Here is a 16056-nt window from a genome sequence, read left to right on the forward strand (position 1 = left end):
AGGTTTATGGCGGACAAGTCAAAACATTCAAAAGATACGATGGTAAACGGTGTTTCATTAGAACAAATTAAAAAACAACTATTAGCAAAAGCAAAATCAGTTGGCGAAATTTCGATGAAAGAAATTTCAGATACTTTAGCATTTTTTGAATTAGAAAACGAAGAAATTTTCAACTTTGCAGATGAAATCGAAAAAAGTGATGTAACAGTTGAAGGTAAAGAAGAATTTGAAGAAGAAGCACTTTCAAAGCAAGAATCAAGCGAGGAAGTTTTTGATTTAAATGATTTAAGCGTTCCTCCTGGCGTTAAAATTAATGACCCAGTTCGTATGTATTTAAAAGAAATTGGTCGAGTAGATTTACTTTCTGCTGAAGAAGAAATTCGTTTAGCAGAACGTATTGAACAAGGTGACGAAGAAGCGCGTAAACGATTAGCTGAAGCGAATTTACGTCTTGTAGTTTCGATTGCAAAGCGTTATGTAGGACGCGGAATGTTATTTTTAGACCTAATTCAAGAAGGAAATATGGGGCTTATTAAAGCAGTTGAAAAATTTGACCACCGTAAAGGGTTCAAATTCTCAACTTATGCAACATGGTGGATTCGACAAGCGATTACTCGTGCGATTGCTGACCAAGCGCGTACAATTCGTATTCCAGTACACATGGTAGAAACAATTAACAAGTTAATTCGTGTACAACGTCAACTTCTTCAAGACTTAGGTCGCGAACCATCTCCAGAGGAAATCGGAGAAGAAATGGATTTAACTCCTGAAAAAGTACGTGAAATTTTAAAAATTGCACAAGAACCAGTTTCGCTTGAAACACCAATCGGCGAAGAAGATGATTCACATTTAGGTGATTTTATCGAAGATTCAGAAGCCCAATCTCCAGCAGATCACGCGGCTTACGAATTATTAAAAGAGCAATTAGAAGACGTGCTAGACACATTAACAGATCGTGAAGAAAACGTATTACGATTACGTTTCGGTTTAGATGATGGCCGTACACGTACATTAGAAGAGGTAGGGAAAGTATTTGGTGTTACACGTGAGCGTATCCGTCAAATCGAGGCTAAAGCATTACGCAAGCTACGCCACCCATCTCGTTCAAAACGCTTAAAAGATTTCTTAGAATAAAATTGGTTTAACTTTTTTGGCGGAATCTCCCTATTTCTATAAGTGGGGATGAATGGTGAGAATGTACTTAATTCAGTAGAGCTTCAAACTCCCGGCTGAAAAGGTAAACTTAAGCTAAAGGAACAAAGTCTAAGAGCGTAAAGACCTGTGACAGCGCCTTTGTGACTACCATCGTGTTGGCACAAAGCCACGGTAGACGCCTTGGTATAATTGATAAGAGATTGTTTGGAAAGGAATTTCTGAACAATCTTTTTTTGAGGATAATTTGAATTTGTTAGTATAAAGGTAATGGTTTTTGGATCTATGATGCTACTTTTTACTGATGATTCGTTGACATTAATTACTTACAATAAAAGGGATAATAAAATACATATTACTAGATTTGGAGCGAAATTATGTCAAATCAAAAAAAGCAAATTATTATGAATGAAATTACATTTTGGAAACAAAATAAGCTATTACCCGGGCATTATTGCGATTTTTTAATGACGCTCTATTCAGAAGGCAATCATAGTGAAGAAATTGAAGGCAAAGCTAAAAATGCGGTAATAAGCATTGAGAAACGTAAAAAGCTTAGCATGGCAACATTTTTTCCAATAGTTGCGGCTGTAATCGTTTTGTTGCTTTTCACAATCCAATATGAGTGGGTAGTAATTGGCGTTGCCGGTGTTTTTGCCGCCTGCTGCCTAGTTGGAGCGATGTATTTCGCCAAGAAAAATAAGATATTAGCGACGATGCTACAACTAGCGACTGCACTTGCCGCACTAGGTGTTACATTAAAAGCTTGTACTTCTTATTTTGATGGCAATAATGAAATGCTCTATATATTACTGCTTGTGAACTGTGTATTTTGGTTATTAAGCGGAATTATTATGCGTATTATTTATTTTTCCATTTCAGGCGTGCTTGGCTTAATTATTATTATTGGCACGTGGATGTATTTTTAATAATGAATCAAGGCTCGTTTCATTTCCAAATAAGGAATGAAACGAGCTTTTTTTCTAGAAATATTTTAGGTAACCTGCAAAGATTTGTGTCACGCCATTAGAAAAGAAGAGGATCGAATGATAAGTAGCTCCACTTCGTATGGCAACGCATTCGTAACTAACATCGTGTTGGATTCCCCTAGCACAACAAAGCGTGCCTTATAAAAATAACCTTAGTAAACAAAAAATATTCAAAATAATAATGTCTTTAAAATTATGAATATGACGAATATTTCTCTTAAATGTATGTATTTTTCTGTAAAAATAACAATTTTTAGATTACAATAAACTTGTAAACTACGTTGGTTGAGAGGATGAATACAATGCATTTTGATTTATCGACAGAGCAAGCAATGTTACAAAAAATGATTCGGGAATTTTCAGATGAAGTGGTAGCACCAGGAGCGGTAGAACGTGATCGAACAAAAGAATTTCCACTTGAAATTTTTAATGAGCTTTCGCAAATGGGCATTATGGGCTTACCGTTTTCTGAAGAATATGGTGGGAGTGGTGCAGATACGATTAGCTTTGCGATTGTAACGGAAGAATTGAGCCGTGTATGTGCATCAACTGGTATTACGTATTCGGCGCATATTTCTTTAGGTGGTGCGCCTTTGAATTTATTTGGCACAGAAGCTCAAAAGCAAAAATACTTAGTACCGATTTGTACAGGGGAATCATTTGGCGCATTTGGATTAACAGAACCAAATGCGGGATCAGATGCAGGGGGAACAGAAACAACGGCCACGCTTACTAATAGGGAATACGTAATTAATGGTACGAAGGTGTTCATTACAAATGCGAGCTATGCCAAGCATCTAGCATTGACAGCTATTACAGATCGAGTTGGCGACCAAAAAGAAATTAGTTCGATCATTGTACCGACCGATGCGCCTGGTTTTACAATTAAATCAAATTATGAAAAAATGGGCCTACATGCCTCGAATACGACTGAATTGATTTTGCAGGATGTGCATGTACCAGAGGAAAACTTGCTCGGTGTTCGTGGCAATGGATTTAAGCAATTTTTAACAACGCTTGATGGTGGACGAATTGGTATAGCCGCAATGGCAGTTGGGATTGCGCAAGGTGCATTAAATAAAGCGCTACAATATTCGAAAGAGCGCAAGCAATTTGGCAAAGCATTAGCAGACTTTCAGGTAACGCAGTTTAAACTTGCCGATATGGAGGTAAAAATCCAACTAGCAAGAACGTTTGTTTATAAAGCGGCATGGCTTAAAGATCAAGGGCGTCCTTTTAGTAAAGAAGCAGCGATTGCCAAATACTATGCTTCAGAAATGGCCATGGAAGTGTGTGATGAAGCAATTCAAATCCATGGTGGCTATGGTTATATGAAAGAATATGAAGTGGAACGCTTTATGCGCGATGCAAAACTGCTTGAAATTGGTGAAGGGACTTCCGAAGTTCAAAAAATGGTTATTGCAAGACATATCTTATAATGTTATATAAAAATGGAAGAAATGTTACAAAGCTAGTAAAACTTGTTGGTTAGGTCTTTTCGTTTTTTAGAGAATCAAGTACAATTAGAATTGTTTACTAGACTTTTGTTTAGTTAGAAAAACATATTTCGTGTCAAAATGGCTCGAAATATCGTCTTTTCTGATGTGGATTTACTAGAAAAGTTTATACTTTTTTATCCACAAAAAAAGAATAATTAATGAGGGAGGGGAACTCAATGAAAAACAATCCACTTATTCCTTACGTTCTTATCATGGTATTCGGTATCGGTCTAATTTTCTTCATGTCATTTGAGGGTGCTGCTGATAAAAACAGTGCGGATGGGGAAGGTTCAGGTGCAACAGCTGAAATCAGCGGTGAAGAAGTTGCTCAAAAGAACTGTATCTCTTGTCACGGTGGTGACTTACAAGGTCAAGGTCCTGCGCCTGCAATTGCTGGTTTAGATGCTGCTCATATTCAAGAAGTAGCGTTAAACGGTCAAGGTGCGATGCCTGTTATCTTAAAAACGGAAGCAGAGGCTCAAGCAGTAGCTGAATATATTTCAGGACTATAATTGTAGAAAGTGTAGAAGTAGAACAATCTATTTCTGCACTTTTTTGTTTTGTAAAAGACTTAAGCGAGACGTGTCATAGAAATTTTTATATAATGAAAGTAATTTGTTATATAGAAAAGAGGAACTATTTTTATGAACGCTCAAAAATTATCAAAACGATTGGAAACAGTGGCGTCATTTGTACCAACAGGAGCAGTCGTAGCAGATATCGGCAGTGACCACGCTTATTTACCATGTTACTTAGTACATAAAGGAATTGCAGCACGCGCAGTTGCGGGTGAAGTCGTAAAAGGTCCTTACGATTCTGCCGTACGTCAGGTGCGCACAGAAGGGCTAACAGAAAAAATTACGGTACGTTTAGCAGATGGCCTTGCAGCAGTAGAAGAAGCAGATGGTATCACAGCTATTACAATTGCTGGTATGGGTGGTCCATTAATCGTATCCATTTTAGAAAAACACCCACAAGCCTTAAAAAATGTGACGCGTCTCATTTTACAGCCGAATATACATGCAAAGGCGATCCGCGAATGGGCACTCGAACATGGATGGGCGTTGCAGGATGAAGTGATTTTACAAGAAGACGGCAAAGTGTATGAAGTACTTGTATTGCAACGCGGCTCGATGGATTTAAATGAAGCACAAACATTACTTGGACCAAAGTTAATGAACACAAAAAGTGCGGTATTTGTGGAAAAATGGTCACGAGAAGTAGCAAACTGGCAGCGTGTACAACAAGCGATTAGTAATGCCGAACAAACAGAGGAAAATAAAGCAAAGTTTGATGAATTAACACATTTAATTGCGTTGGTACAGGGGGCGATTGCGTGAAAACCGTAAACGGTAACGAAATCATTCAACTTTTTGAATCATGGTCACCAAAAAAGTATGCCTGTATGCCGAATGACCCGATTGGCTTAGCGATTGGAACATTAAATAAACCGGTATCAAAGGTGTTAGTGACATTAGACGTTACGCATGAAGTCGTAGAAGAGGCAATTGCACAGGGCTGTGAGTTAATCATTGCCCATCACCCACCGATTTTTATGAAACTATCCAATTTACGTACAGATAATCCACAAGGTGCGCTGTACGAAAAGTGTTTAAAAAATGATATCGCAGTTTACGCAGCGCATACAAATTTAGATGTCGCTCCAGGCGGTGTTAATGATTTATTAGCGGATGCCTTACAACTAGAAAATCGACAAATTTTAGATTATTCTTATGAAGAAAAAATGATGAAGCTCGCAGTATTTGTACCAGTTGCAGAAAGTAATAGGATGCGTGAAGCGTTAGCAAAAGCTGGAGCAGGACAAATCGGAAATTATGAGGCATGTAGCTACACAGTTGTAGGTGAGGGACGTTTCCGCGCATTAGAAGGTGCGAACCCAACAGTTGGAGAAGTGGGCGAATTGCATGTGGAGAGCGAAGAAAAAATTGAAGTAGTATTCCCACAATCAATAAAAAATAAAGTATTGAAAGCGATGTTAAATGCACATAGCTATGAAGAGCCGGCCTATGATTTATTTGTGATGGACCTATCTACAAATGAGCAGGGGTTAGGGCGAATTGGTAAGTTGAAAGAGCCGATGACATTGCAGGACTTTGCAGAGTTTGTGAAGATTCAGTTAAATGTACCTGCCTTACGTGTAGTTGGACCATTGGATCGCACCGTTCAAAAGATTGCGGTTGTTGGTGGAGACGGCAACAAATACATTAAAACGGCAAAATTTGCGGGCGCGGATGTTTTTGTCACTGGGGATATTGGCTTCCATATGGCGCAAGATGCAGAGGTGAATGGCCTAAGCATCGTCGACCCAGGACATCATGTGGAAAAGGTAATGATTAAAGGGGTAGCAGAAAAAATGACCGCTTTATGTGCGGATAAAAAAATACCAGTAACATTCATTCAATCAACAATCCATACAGAGCCGTTTAAATTTATATAAAAGTTAAGCGCTTTAGCCTATACACTTTGAAAAAATTATACTTTCATATATTTTAAAAAAGTTGTTTACTCGATTTGTTTGAGTAAACAACTTTTTTCTATTAAACTTTTTGTCTTGTTAAATGTGAATAGGATAATACTAAGCCGACAACATAAAGCACACATAAAAAATAGAGTGGTACTAGATGTATGAAGCTTGTGTATCCAATTGCAAAATGTGTTCCAATCCCCGCTAAAAACGCAGGAAGTGCACCAAAAGCAAAGGTAAACCATAGCCAGCGTTCGCCTGCGCGGAATCCCCAAAGTGATAGGCAAAGTACAAGTATACCAACACTGACAAGCGCACTACCAAAACCAGCTCGGTCATGGGCAATTACAGGAATTAAACGGTTGCTAATAGCTTGTAGCGTAGCTGAATCCATGCATAAAAAGCTAATATCTGTTGTAACGAAAACGGTTGTAATACCAATAATCGAAATGACCAAGCCACCGATTAATAATGAAAATCCTAGTATGACAAATAAAAGTTGTCCATAAACAGCACGTTTCCATGCAAGGTCATTTGTGTCATGCCAACTTTGCGGACTGGCTTTGAGATTCTTTCTCTCACGCCAGCTCATAATGTATATAGGGAGTAGTGCCAACCAAAATAATCCATGTAGCCAATCAAAATAACCGTATCCGATGAATAGTGAAATACCTAAAAAGCCAATGATTGCGGCACTATGAAAGGTTACATTCGCCCAATGAAGCTGCCGACGTAATCCAAAATAGGCTAGTGTCATATACAAAATGCCTGCAGAAATCATCGTCCCCGCGAGCGACATCCGATCATGTGCCATAAATGCGATTATTTTGGGATTAATTAAAATTAATTGACTACTCGTTAGTCCAATAAATTTTTCATCGTACTGTAAAATGACAGTTGTTAGTGCAAAATAGAGTGCAATGAAGCCACCAATAAAAATCGCAAGGCCAAATATAAAGGACCAATGCCATTGCGATGTAGAATGGGAGGGCATTTTATCTACTAAAAGCCGTTCGTGAATTCGCTTTGGCAAACCCGGACCTGTATTTACAAAGCCTTCTGTTAGCATCATTAAATCTGCTCCCGCTTTATTTAAAATAAGTGCATCTGAAGGAGCGTTTATTGCTCCATTCGTAATGATTGGGAGATTTGAAAATTGCTTTTTCATGAGCTGGACGGCTTCCTGAAGTAAATATAACCCATCTCCTTGTTCGATTAGGCGGTCTCCACTATTTAAAAAAGGGGCGTCAATTACAACGCCAGATATGGATTTTGCAAGCTGAATCGAGGAATGTACCTGATTTGCCGAGAGAATTTGATAGATCGGTACGCCAACTTCATAACGAAGCAACTCAAGCTGTTTTGAATATAAAAAGAAACCATCAACAAACGGTGAAAGATGTTCCATACAGCGCTGTAAATCTACTGCACATAAGCCTTCATCTAAGCGAGCAAATAGCGGAACATGAAATTTATTTGCAACAACGACCTGTAATGCTCGGTTTAATGTTACCTTTTCACTCGAAGTTGAAAAGGCAATCTGATTTTGCTGCCATTGTGGGGCGATTTGGGTAGTAGGTGCTCGGAAAACAATCGGGCCAATTTCAATATAGCCAAAGCCCAGCTCTTGAAAGGCCTTGGTTCCGGTTAATTCAGGATCAAGCATGCCACTCAAACCAATGGGCGACTTAAAATTTGTGTTGTTTAACTGTTTATGCAAAAGTGAGCTTGTTGCATTATGCCCTAAAAATTCAATAACATGTTTCCCACCTGGCAGAGAAGCTATGGTACTCATGGAATAATGAATAAATTGCCGGCCTTTTTTAGCTTCAATTTTAGAAAATAAGATTTTTTTTAAAGGATGATATGACCAATCAGGCATAAAATTTCACCTCAATTTTTTCCAATTATCTAATAGTTTAACATAGCTACTGTTAGAAAAGAAAAACAGGGAAAATTAGAATGCAAAAAAGCCCCTCATTGATGCCTGAGGAGCTTTTGTAGTTATGCTTTCACAGGAATTGCTTTTGCAGCCATTTCCTCGTCAAAGTCATTTTCTGATTTAGATATAACGACACATGCTACCCCATTACCAATTAAGTTGGTTACAGCACGCGCTTCTGACATGAAGCGGTCAACCCCGATTAATAATGCAATCCCTTCAACTGGAACCATTGGGAATGCGGCAAGTGTTGCAGCTAATGTGATGAAGCCTGAACCTGTTACACCAGCAGCCCCTTTAGATGTAATCATTAATACCCCTAAAAGTGTTGCAATTTCTAACCAAGATAAATCTACACCGTAAGCTTGTGCAATGAATAATGCCGACATTGATAAGTAAATAGAAGTCCCGTCTAAGTTAAATGAATAGCCTGTAGGGACAACTAAACCAACAACTTGCTTTCCACAGCCATAGTTTTCTAACTTGCGCATCATTGCTGGCAATGCCGATTCAGAAGAAGATGTACCAATTACGATAAAGATTTCTTCTTTAATGTATGCGATGAAGCGGAAGATGTTGAAGCCGAAGTATTTCGCGATTAAACCTAATACAATAACAATGAATAAGAACATTGTAATATAAACGGCTGCCATTAATAAACCAAGTGATTTTAACGAATCCAAACCAAAGTTACCAATTGTGTATGCCATTGCACCGAATGCACCGATTGGCGAGAATTTCATTACAATCCCTACGATTTTGAAGAAGATTTCGGATACTTGCTCAAAGAACGTAATAACTGGACGAGTTTTTTCACCTAAAGATGCAGCAGCGATACCGAATAGTACAGCAGCAAATAATGTTGGAAGTAATGCACCTGATGCAATCGCACCTACGAAGTTTTCTGGAATAATGTCATAAATGAACCCACCTAAACCAGCTTCACTATTCGCATCCGCAGCTTCTGTATATTTAGAAATATCCGCATCCGCAGCTTTTGATGTGTCAATTCCAGCACCTGCGTTTACGCTAACAGCAACTACAATACCGATTGCAAGTGCGATAGTTGACACGATTTCGAAGTAAAGTAATGCTTTCCCTCCGATTTTCCCAACCTTTTTCATATCGCCCATGCCACCAATACCGATAACAACTGTTAGGAAGATAATTGGTGCAATTAACATTTTAATTAACTTTATGAATAAATCAGCTAAGATTTTTAAGCTTGCCCCAAATTCAGGCCAAATTGCCCCTACGATTACCCCTAAAATAATCGCGATTATCACTTGGACAGTTAGATTTTTTAATAGTTTCACGATTGCTTCCTCCTAGAAAAAATTTGGTAGATAAGTAAGTATAAATTTCTCAAAGAAATCTACATAAGAAAAGCGGCATTTTTCGTTAAGCAAAGCGAAATGTAATTTTCTTATATGATAACGTTTACATTTGCAATGATAGCGTATGATTATTCAAAATATTTATTTTGATAATAAAAAACTTATCGTTCTTTTTGTTCAAAATTGCTCGAAAAATACGGGAGCTATTGATACATAAGGGGTTTTGTTGTTATATTACTGATGTTTCTAAAATTGAATTTGTACTATAACAAAATAAAAAAGCTACTTATTTTGATAAGTAGCGAAGTTTTGTTCATTATGATCAATTACGCCTTGGCGTAATTGAGTCCAGATTTTTTCGAGTTTAGGGCCACAGGACGTGGGTCAGTCAGCCGTTTTCACAGGATGTGATGCTCTTAGGCTGATCTCCTCTTTAAAACTCCGCTAAAAATCTGTGACATGCGCCAGAGGCCTTAACTTGCTTCAGCCGAGGTTACAAACCTCCGCTGAAGCAAGTTAAGTTATTTTACTTCTGAAAGTTCCTCTCGAAGCTGTTTTAAATAGTTTTTTGAAATTTGACGCTCATAGTATTGATAAATTGGTTGCAATACTTCTTTCCATTCGTTACGTTGTGCTTCTGTTAATGTATAGAGTTGTGCTTGACCAGAGCGTTGAAGCTGTTGTAAATTTTCGGCATTGAGTTTGACTGCCTCGTCATGCTGCCAGCGTTGAAGCTCATTGATGGATTCCGTTATTATTTGTTGTTGTTGCTTTGTTAGGCTGTTCCAAAAATCTTCGTTCATCAAAACGCTATATGCCAAAATCCCATGATTAGATTGTGTAATATGTGGGTGCATCCTGTAATAGCCTTTTGAGTAGATGTTAGAGATTGTGTTTTCCTGACTGGCAATAGTGTCATTTTGAATCGAAGCATACAAATCATTAAATGACGTTACAATAGGCTCTGCATGTAGTAATTGGGTTTGTTTAATCAGTACTTTACTTGGCATTGAGCGCATCGTTAGACCTATGAAATCAGAAGTTTCTAGCAACGGACCATTTTTTGCTGCCATTTGTTTAAAGCCATTGTGCCAAAATGTAAGTCCATGGATATGTATAGATTCGAGTTCTTTTAGAAGCTGCTCACTTAAGGGACCATGTAGCACTTCATATACTTGTTCATTATTTTCAAATAAGAAAGGTAGGTCAAGTACTTGCCATGATGGGAGCTCTTCTGTCAGTTTTGAAAAGGTTGGTGCAATCATTTGGATGTCACCATCTTTCAATGCAGCAAGTTCGTTTTTATCATTGTATAAAATTCCGTTTGGATAAATATGAACAATCATATTGCCGTTAGATTTTTCATTAATTAGTTCGGCAAATTTACTCGCAGCAAGTCCCTTTGGGGTATTTTCAGCAACAACATGACTAAAGTTGATAACAATTTGATCCTTAAGTCCGATTTGTTCATCATCATAGGGAAGATCGCGCTGATTCCAAAAATCAAAGCGAAATGAAATGGAAATAATTAGTGCAGCAATTGTTATAAAAGCTGTAATGATATAAAAACGCATAATAATCGCCTCTTTTTTCTGGAATTTTAAAAATAGTTTGCAAAATTGACTCCAAATAGAAATTGTTTGTTATATTATATAGCAAAAAAGGAGGCGGAAAATGAAAACAAAACAATTAACGATGAATGGAAAAATTGTGTTACTGACTTTTTTCATTATCGCCTTTTCCTTTTTAGTTGCGGGAACATTATTATTAAGTAATTTAGCGCAAAATAATGAAGAAACATTAGGGCAGCGCGCTATGCTTGTTGCACGTACGATATCTGATTTGCCGGATATCCATAAACAATTAGAGCAAGATAATTTACAGCTCGCTCAAACCAATATTAATAAAATGATATACGATATTAAAATAATAAATAAAGCAGAGTACATAGTTGTCATGAATATGGACCGCATCAAATTATCGCATCCATCTCCAAATCAGCTTGGACAAAAAAGCAACTCGACGGATATTGACGCAGCATTTAGTGAAAATTATTATATTTCAAAAGCAATAGGGGAACAAGGGGAAATGGTGCGAGCATTTGTACCCATCTTAAATGATGCAAGAAAGCAAATTGGTGTCGTAGTTGTAGGCTTTGCGCTCCCTACGTTTTTAGATATATTAAAACAAAATGTAAATGAAATTTTTGTAACAGTCGTGCTGTCCATTTTATTTAGTATTTGGGGTGCACATACATTAGGGCGTCATATTAAGCATCAGATGTTTGGCTTAGAGCCTCAAGAAATTGCGAAGGTATACGTAGAACTTAATGAAACCTTTAACGCGATGCATGAAGGAATTATCGCTGTCGATAAAGATATGATTATTACGATTTTCAATAAAAAGGCGAGCAATATTTTAGGAGTTAGGGGTAATCCGAAAAAATATATAGGAAAGTATATTTTTGACGTGTTACCTGATACACGTTTGCCTGAAATTGTGGAAAGTGGTCGCACTGTGTATAACCAAGAAATTTATGTAAATAGTCATAGTATTTTAAGTAACCGTATACCCATTTTTGTAAACGGTAAAACGGTAGGTGCGGTCGCGGTATTCAAAGATTTAACTGAATTTAAGCAGCTTGCAGAAGAATTGACTGGCGTAAAGGCGTTTGTACAAGCGCTTCGTATCCAAACACACGAATATAAAAATAAACTACATACTATCGCCGGATTACTGCAGTTAGGGCATCATCAGCAAGCGCTTGATTATTTATCTCAAGTGAAAATTCAGCATGATGAAGTAACAAAATTTTTAAACGAGCGTATTTATAATGAAAATATTTCGGGACTGTTACTGAGTAAAATTAGCCGTGGTAAAGAACTAGGAATTGACGTAAAAATTGACGAGGAAAGTCAATTAACCCATTTTCCAGCGCTTTTAGACCACCATGATTTTGTACTGTTGTTCGGGAATTTGATTGAAAATGCATTTGACGCACTAGTAGGTGTCGAACGTGAGTATAAGGAAATACTCATTTCGATTGATGATAACGATGGGATGCTAGCCATTATGGTATCGGATAATGGAGTAGGCATACCGCAAGAACATCAGGAACACATTTTGGAAAGCGGTTTTTCAACAAAGCAAAATGCTAATCGGGGAATAGGTTTGTTTTTAATTAATGAAATTGTTAAAAAAGTTAATGGGACAATTGAAATATCAAGTGAAGTAAACAAGGGGACAACATTTATTTTGACATTCGAGTTTTAACTTGATTAAGCTGAAGTCCCGTTACTTCTATATGTGTGGGATGAATGCTAAATATGGAATTTTATTCAGCGGGGGGTTCAAACCATGCTGAATCAAGTTAAGCCCCGGCGGATGTCACAGATTTTTTAAGGGAGTTTTTCAAGCTCGCTTGAAAAAAATCTGGACGAAATTACGCCGAGGCGTAATTTATAAAGGGGGCTTTTCACTTGAAAACGATTCAAGTATTGTTAGTAGAAGATGATCCTATGGTACGCGAAGTGAATCGCCAGTTTATCGAGCGTGTTGAAGGGTTTAAAGTTATGGATATGGCATCAGATGGTAAAAAAGGAATCGATAAAATTAAAGCGTTGAAGCCGGATTTAGTTGTGATGGATATTTTTATGCCAGAGCAAGACGGTATCGAGACACTGCATCAAATTCGTTCTGAAAATTTAAACGTGGATTGTTTAACGGTGACTGCAGCGAATGATGTACAGACGATTCAGCAAATTTTACATCTAGGTGTGTTTGATTATATTATGAAGCCGTTTACGTTTGAACGTATGGAGCAAGCACTAATTCAATATCGCAAATTCAAAGAAAAGATGTCTTCAACAAGTGATGTATCGCAAGCCGAGCTGGATGAAATGATTGGACAAGCGTGGCAGCCAATAAATGAAGAACCAGAGCAATTGGTAAAAGTATCGCAGCATTTACCGAAAGGCTTTAACCGCGCGACGATGGACAAGGTGCTTATATATTTAATGAAATGTGAAACAGGGGCATCTGCTGATGATGTGGCATCAGGAATTGGAGTAGCGCGTGTTACAGCGCGTCGTTATTTGGACTATATGGAAAAAAGCAAAATGATTCGTGTAGACATCCAATACGGCAGTGTAGGGCGTCCTGTAAATCAATATTTTTTTGGTGAATAAGTAAAGAGATTAAAAAAGTGTCCGAGAAATAGTTCTCGGACACTTTTTTAATATTAATGGGGCATTATTTTTTCAACAGGCTTTGGTTCTTTAATTTTCGGTAGAATTTTGTCGAGTGTTACTGAACGAACGATAGTATGTGTGGAAGGATCATTTTTGTCGTATTTTTCGATGAAAGCAATCACTTCTTTTACGATAGGTGTTGGTGTTGATGCACCTGCCGTAATCGCAACCGTTTCAACATTATCAAACCATTCTAGCTTTAACTCTGAAATATCAGAAATACGGTACGATGGTGTACCGGCGATTTCTACAGATACTTGTGTTAAACGATTGGAGTTGTTTGATTTTGGGTCGCCTACTACGATTAATAAATCAGCGGCACCCGCTTGTTCTGCAACCGCTTCCTGACGAACTTGTGTTGCTAAGCAAATTTCTTTGTGTACTTCGATATGCGGGAACTTTTCTTTTAAACTATCCATTAAAAAAGCAACGTCCCATTGACTCATTGTCGTTTGGTTCGTAACTAAAATTTTATCGCTGACAAATGTCAAATTGTCGATATCACGTGTTGATTGAACAAGGTGAACGTGTTCAGGAGCAACCCCGATTGCGCCTTCTGGTTCTGGGTGTCCCTTTTTACCGATGTAAACAATTTCATAACCTTCCGCTGTTTTTTCACGAATTAAATCATGTGTTACCGTAACATCAGGGCAAGTTGCATCAATTGCAACAAGTCCTTTACGTTTTGCAATTTCACGGATTTCAGGTGATACACCGTGAGCAGTGAAAATAACAGTCCCTTGTTCAACTTGCTCAATAATTTCTTTACGGTTTTCACCGTCTAATGTAATAATTCCATCTTGTTCGAATGCATCTGTTACATGTTTATTGTGCACAATCATACCTAAAATGTAGATTGGTCTTGGTAATGTTTTATCAAGTGCTGCATTTCGTGCAATAACCATTGCATCTACAACACCATAGCAATAACCACGTGGGGTAATTTTTAAGACTTTCATTGTACGAAACTCCCTTCAAAGCTCTGTAATATTTATTATATAGGACGTTATAGGATTATTCAAAGTTCGGTTACTAATAATAGTGGTATTTGCGTAATTGATTAGTAGCAAGCTTCGTAAGAAAATTCATTGATTGTTCAAAACTTTGTAATTTTTTGCTTTATTAAAAGAAAATTGTACTGGATGTTTTGTATAATGATAGCAATAGTGTTTTGGAGGGATGAAATATGGCATTTTCATTTTTTAAAAGAAAGAAGGACTTAAAAAATCAAGTGGAGTTTTGTATGACGAATATTTCACTTGGTTCGGCCGATGTTTATGATATTTTACTGGAACGTAATGATGTAGAAATCACAGAATCAGGCTGTACATCAAACTGTGAAATATGCGAGTGTCAGCTATTTGCAATTGTTAATGGTGAATTGATAGAAGAGGAAACAGCAGAGCAGTTATTAAAAGCGATTGAAAAAGAATTAGAGGAAAGTTCAGTTATCGCATAAGGCGAAAGCTCTAATGCGTGTACATTAGAGCTTTTTTTATTTGACTCAATACTTAATATAAAAATTTATTTTTAATATTATGGAGGTGCTAAAGACGCCAGGCCGATTTTTCTTGAATTTTGTTGCAAAAAGTAAAAATAATCGAGGGGATTTTCCAATTCACAAAATTTTATGTATCATTACTGTGTGAGGTGAAAATATGATTTTTGTATTTGATTTAGATGGTACTATTTGTTTTCAGGGGGCACCGTTAGATAAGCAAATTGTGAACGCATTACATACGATTCAGGCGCAGGGGCATGAAATCATTTTTGCATCGGCACGTCCGATTCGTGATATGTTGCCGGTGCTTCCAGAATCTCTACATCGTTGTCGCATGATTGGCAGTAATGGTGCATTTACATATGTTGATGGGCATATAGAAGTGGAATTTTTACAGTCGAATATTCAAAAGCAAATTATTGAGCTTGTTGAAAAGTATCAGTTAGCGTATTTAGCAGATAGTGATTGGGATTATGCGTATACAGGAAGTGTCGATCACCCAATGTATAAAGGCATTGATAGTGCAAATAAGGCAACTAAACGCTCGATTTATGAGCTAGAAGGCTTTTCCAAGGTGTTATTATTTGATCCGCCAACAAACGTTATGCAGCATGTAAAGACATGGCCAGTGACAACATTTGAATATACAGAAGAAGGAATTCTGGATATTTTTTCACTGCATTTAAACAAAATTAAAGGGCTTGAACGTTTAGGTGTGTCACAATATATTGCATTTGGTAATGATATTAATGACCGTCTAATGTTTGAACAGGCACTTCACAGTGTTTGTGTTGGCATGCATAGTGTTGGAGAAGTGGCGACCGAGCGAATAGCGGAAGCAGATGTGCATTTGAAAATTGTAGAGCTAGGTCAAATTTGGGGCAACCAATAGGGGTGGAAC

14 protein-coding genes are annotated in these 16056 nt (G+C 37.5%); 10 read left to right on the forward strand and 4 right to left on the reverse strand.

Annotated features, from left to right (window positions below):
- The first annotated feature begins 6 nt into the window (after positions 1-6).
- The 6 genes from rpoD (at position 7) to LZ480_RS04235 (ending at position 6098) form a co-directional block, all read left to right on the forward strand.
- Positions 7-1134: an RNA polymerase sigma factor RpoD gene (gene rpoD / locus LZ480_RS04210; protein ID WP_241368124.1), complete on the forward strand. Its 1128-nt coding sequence runs from the start codon at positions 7-9 to the stop codon at positions 1132-1134.
- 395 nt (positions 1135-1529) lie between these two features.
- On the forward strand, positions 1530-2081 hold the full coding sequence (locus tag LZ480_RS04215; protein ID WP_241368125.1) for a hypothetical protein: 552 nt from the start codon (positions 1530-1532) through the stop codon (positions 2079-2081).
- 362 nt (positions 2082-2443) lie between these two features.
- Positions 2444-3580 (forward strand): acyl-CoA dehydrogenase family protein, encoded by a 1137-nt coding sequence (locus tag LZ480_RS04220; protein WP_241368126.1) that lies wholly within the window; start codon positions 2444-2446, stop codon positions 3578-3580.
- A gap of 236 nt (positions 3581-3816) precedes the next feature.
- Entirely contained in the window at positions 3817-4152 is a 336-nt protein-coding gene (locus tag LZ480_RS04225; RefSeq protein ID WP_241368127.1) for a c-type cytochrome, read from the forward strand.
- Between the two features lie 132 nt (positions 4153-4284).
- Positions 4285-4980, forward strand: coding sequence for a tRNA (adenine(22)-N(1))-methyltransferase (locus LZ480_RS04230; RefSeq protein ID WP_241368128.1), 696 nt, complete (start codon positions 4285-4287; stop codon positions 4978-4980).
- Positions 4977-6098: a Nif3-like dinuclear metal center hexameric protein gene (locus tag LZ480_RS04235; protein WP_241368129.1), complete on the forward strand. Its 1122-nt coding sequence runs from the start codon at positions 4977-4979 to the stop codon at positions 6096-6098. Before LZ480_RS04230 ends, LZ480_RS04235 begins: the two co-directional genes overlap by 4 nt.
- Positions 6099-6198: 100 nt before the next feature.
- Here LZ480_RS04235 and LZ480_RS04240 read toward each other — a convergent pair whose 3' ends face one another.
- From LZ480_RS04240 to LZ480_RS04250, 3 genes are all read right to left on the reverse strand, one after another.
- Positions 6199-8007 carry a dihydroorotate dehydrogenase gene (locus tag LZ480_RS04240; protein ID WP_241368130.1) on the reverse strand — a complete coding sequence of 603 codons (1809 nt, stop codon included), beginning with the start codon at positions 8005-8007 and terminating at the stop codon, positions 6199-6201.
- A 122-nt stretch (positions 8008-8129) separates the two neighbouring features.
- The gene (locus LZ480_RS04245) at positions 8130-9383 is read right to left on the reverse strand and encodes a dicarboxylate/amino acid:cation symporter (protein ID WP_241368131.1); all 1254 of its coding nucleotides are present in this window, start codon (positions 9381-9383) and stop codon (positions 8130-8132) included.
- A gap of 542 nt (positions 9384-9925) precedes the next feature.
- Positions 9926-10978, reverse strand: coding sequence for a DctP family TRAP transporter solute-binding subunit (locus LZ480_RS04250; protein ID WP_241368132.1), 1053 nt, complete (start codon positions 10976-10978; stop codon positions 9926-9928).
- A 100-nt stretch (positions 10979-11078) separates the two neighbouring features.
- Here LZ480_RS04250 and LZ480_RS04255 point away from each other — a divergent pair, with 100 nt between their 5' ends.
- Together LZ480_RS04255 and LZ480_RS04260 are read left to right on the forward strand one after the other, a co-directional pair.
- Entirely contained in the window at positions 11079-12677 is a 1599-nt protein-coding gene (locus LZ480_RS04255) for an ATP-binding protein (RefSeq protein WP_241368133.1), read from the forward strand.
- A gap of 206 nt (positions 12678-12883) precedes the next feature.
- A complete protein-coding gene (locus LZ480_RS04260; RefSeq protein ID WP_255731182.1) occupies positions 12884-13591 on the forward strand; it encodes a response regulator in 708 nt (235 codons plus the stop codon).
- 53 nt (positions 13592-13644) lie between these two features.
- Here LZ480_RS04260 and LZ480_RS04265 read toward each other — a convergent pair whose 3' ends face one another.
- Complete coding sequence (locus LZ480_RS04265; protein WP_241368134.1) at positions 13645-14613, reverse strand: 4-hydroxy-3-methylbut-2-enyl diphosphate reductase; 969 nt, start codon at positions 14611-14613, stop codon at positions 13645-13647.
- A gap of 227 nt (positions 14614-14840) precedes the next feature.
- Between LZ480_RS04265 and LZ480_RS04270 the strand changes: the two genes are divergently transcribed.
- On the forward strand, positions 14841-15113 hold the full coding sequence (locus tag LZ480_RS04270) for a DUF1450 domain-containing protein (protein WP_241368135.1): 273 nt from the start codon (positions 14841-14843) through the stop codon (positions 15111-15113).
- A gap of 199 nt (positions 15114-15312) precedes the next feature.
- Positions 15313-16047: an HAD-IIB family hydrolase gene (locus LZ480_RS04275; RefSeq protein WP_241368136.1), complete on the forward strand. Its 735-nt coding sequence runs from the start codon at positions 15313-15315 to the stop codon at positions 16045-16047.
- The last annotated feature ends 9 nt before the right edge of the window (positions 16048-16056 follow it).

This window comes from Solibacillus palustris, assembly GCF_022549215.1.
Taxonomy (GTDB): domain Bacteria; phylum Bacillota; class Bacilli; order Bacillales_A; family Planococcaceae; genus Solibacillus; species Solibacillus daqui.

Bases quoted from the DNA above. Each gene is read 5' to 3' on its own strand.
- LZ480_RS04215 (WP_241368125.1), top strand. From the start codon at position 1,530: ATGTCAAATCAAAAAAAGCAAATTATTATGAATGAAATTACATTTTGG.
- rpoD (WP_241368124.1), top strand. From the start codon at position 7: ATGGCGGACAAGTCAAAACATTCAAAAGATACGATGGTAAACGGTGTT.
- LZ480_RS04220 (WP_241368126.1), top strand. From the start codon at position 2,444: ATGCATTTTGATTTATCGACAGAGCAAGCAATGTTACAAAAAATGATT.
- LZ480_RS04255 (WP_241368133.1), top strand. From the start codon at position 11,079: ATGAAAACAAAACAATTAACGATGAATGGAAAAATTGTGTTACTGACT.
- LZ480_RS04225 (WP_241368127.1), top strand. From the start codon at position 3,817: ATGAAAAACAATCCACTTATTCCTTACGTTCTTATCATGGTATTCGGT.
- LZ480_RS04275 (WP_241368136.1), top strand. From the start codon at position 15,313: ATGATTTTTGTATTTGATTTAGATGGTACTATTTGTTTTCAGGGGGCA.
- LZ480_RS04265 (WP_241368134.1), bottom strand. From the start codon at position 14,613: ATGAAAGTCTTAAAAATTACCCCACGTGGTTATTGCTATGGTGTTGTA.
- LZ480_RS04240 (WP_241368130.1), bottom strand. From the start codon at position 8,007: ATGCCTGATTGGTCATATCATCCTTTAAAAAAAATCTTATTTTCTAAA.
- LZ480_RS04250 (WP_241368132.1), bottom strand. From the start codon at position 10,978: ATGCGTTTTTATATCATTACAGCTTTTATAACAATTGCTGCACTAATT.
- LZ480_RS04270 (WP_241368135.1), top strand. From the start codon at position 14,841: ATGGCATTTTCATTTTTTAAAAGAAAGAAGGACTTAAAAAATCAAGTG.
- LZ480_RS04230 (WP_241368128.1), top strand. From the start codon at position 4,285: ATGAACGCTCAAAAATTATCAAAACGATTGGAAACAGTGGCGTCATTT.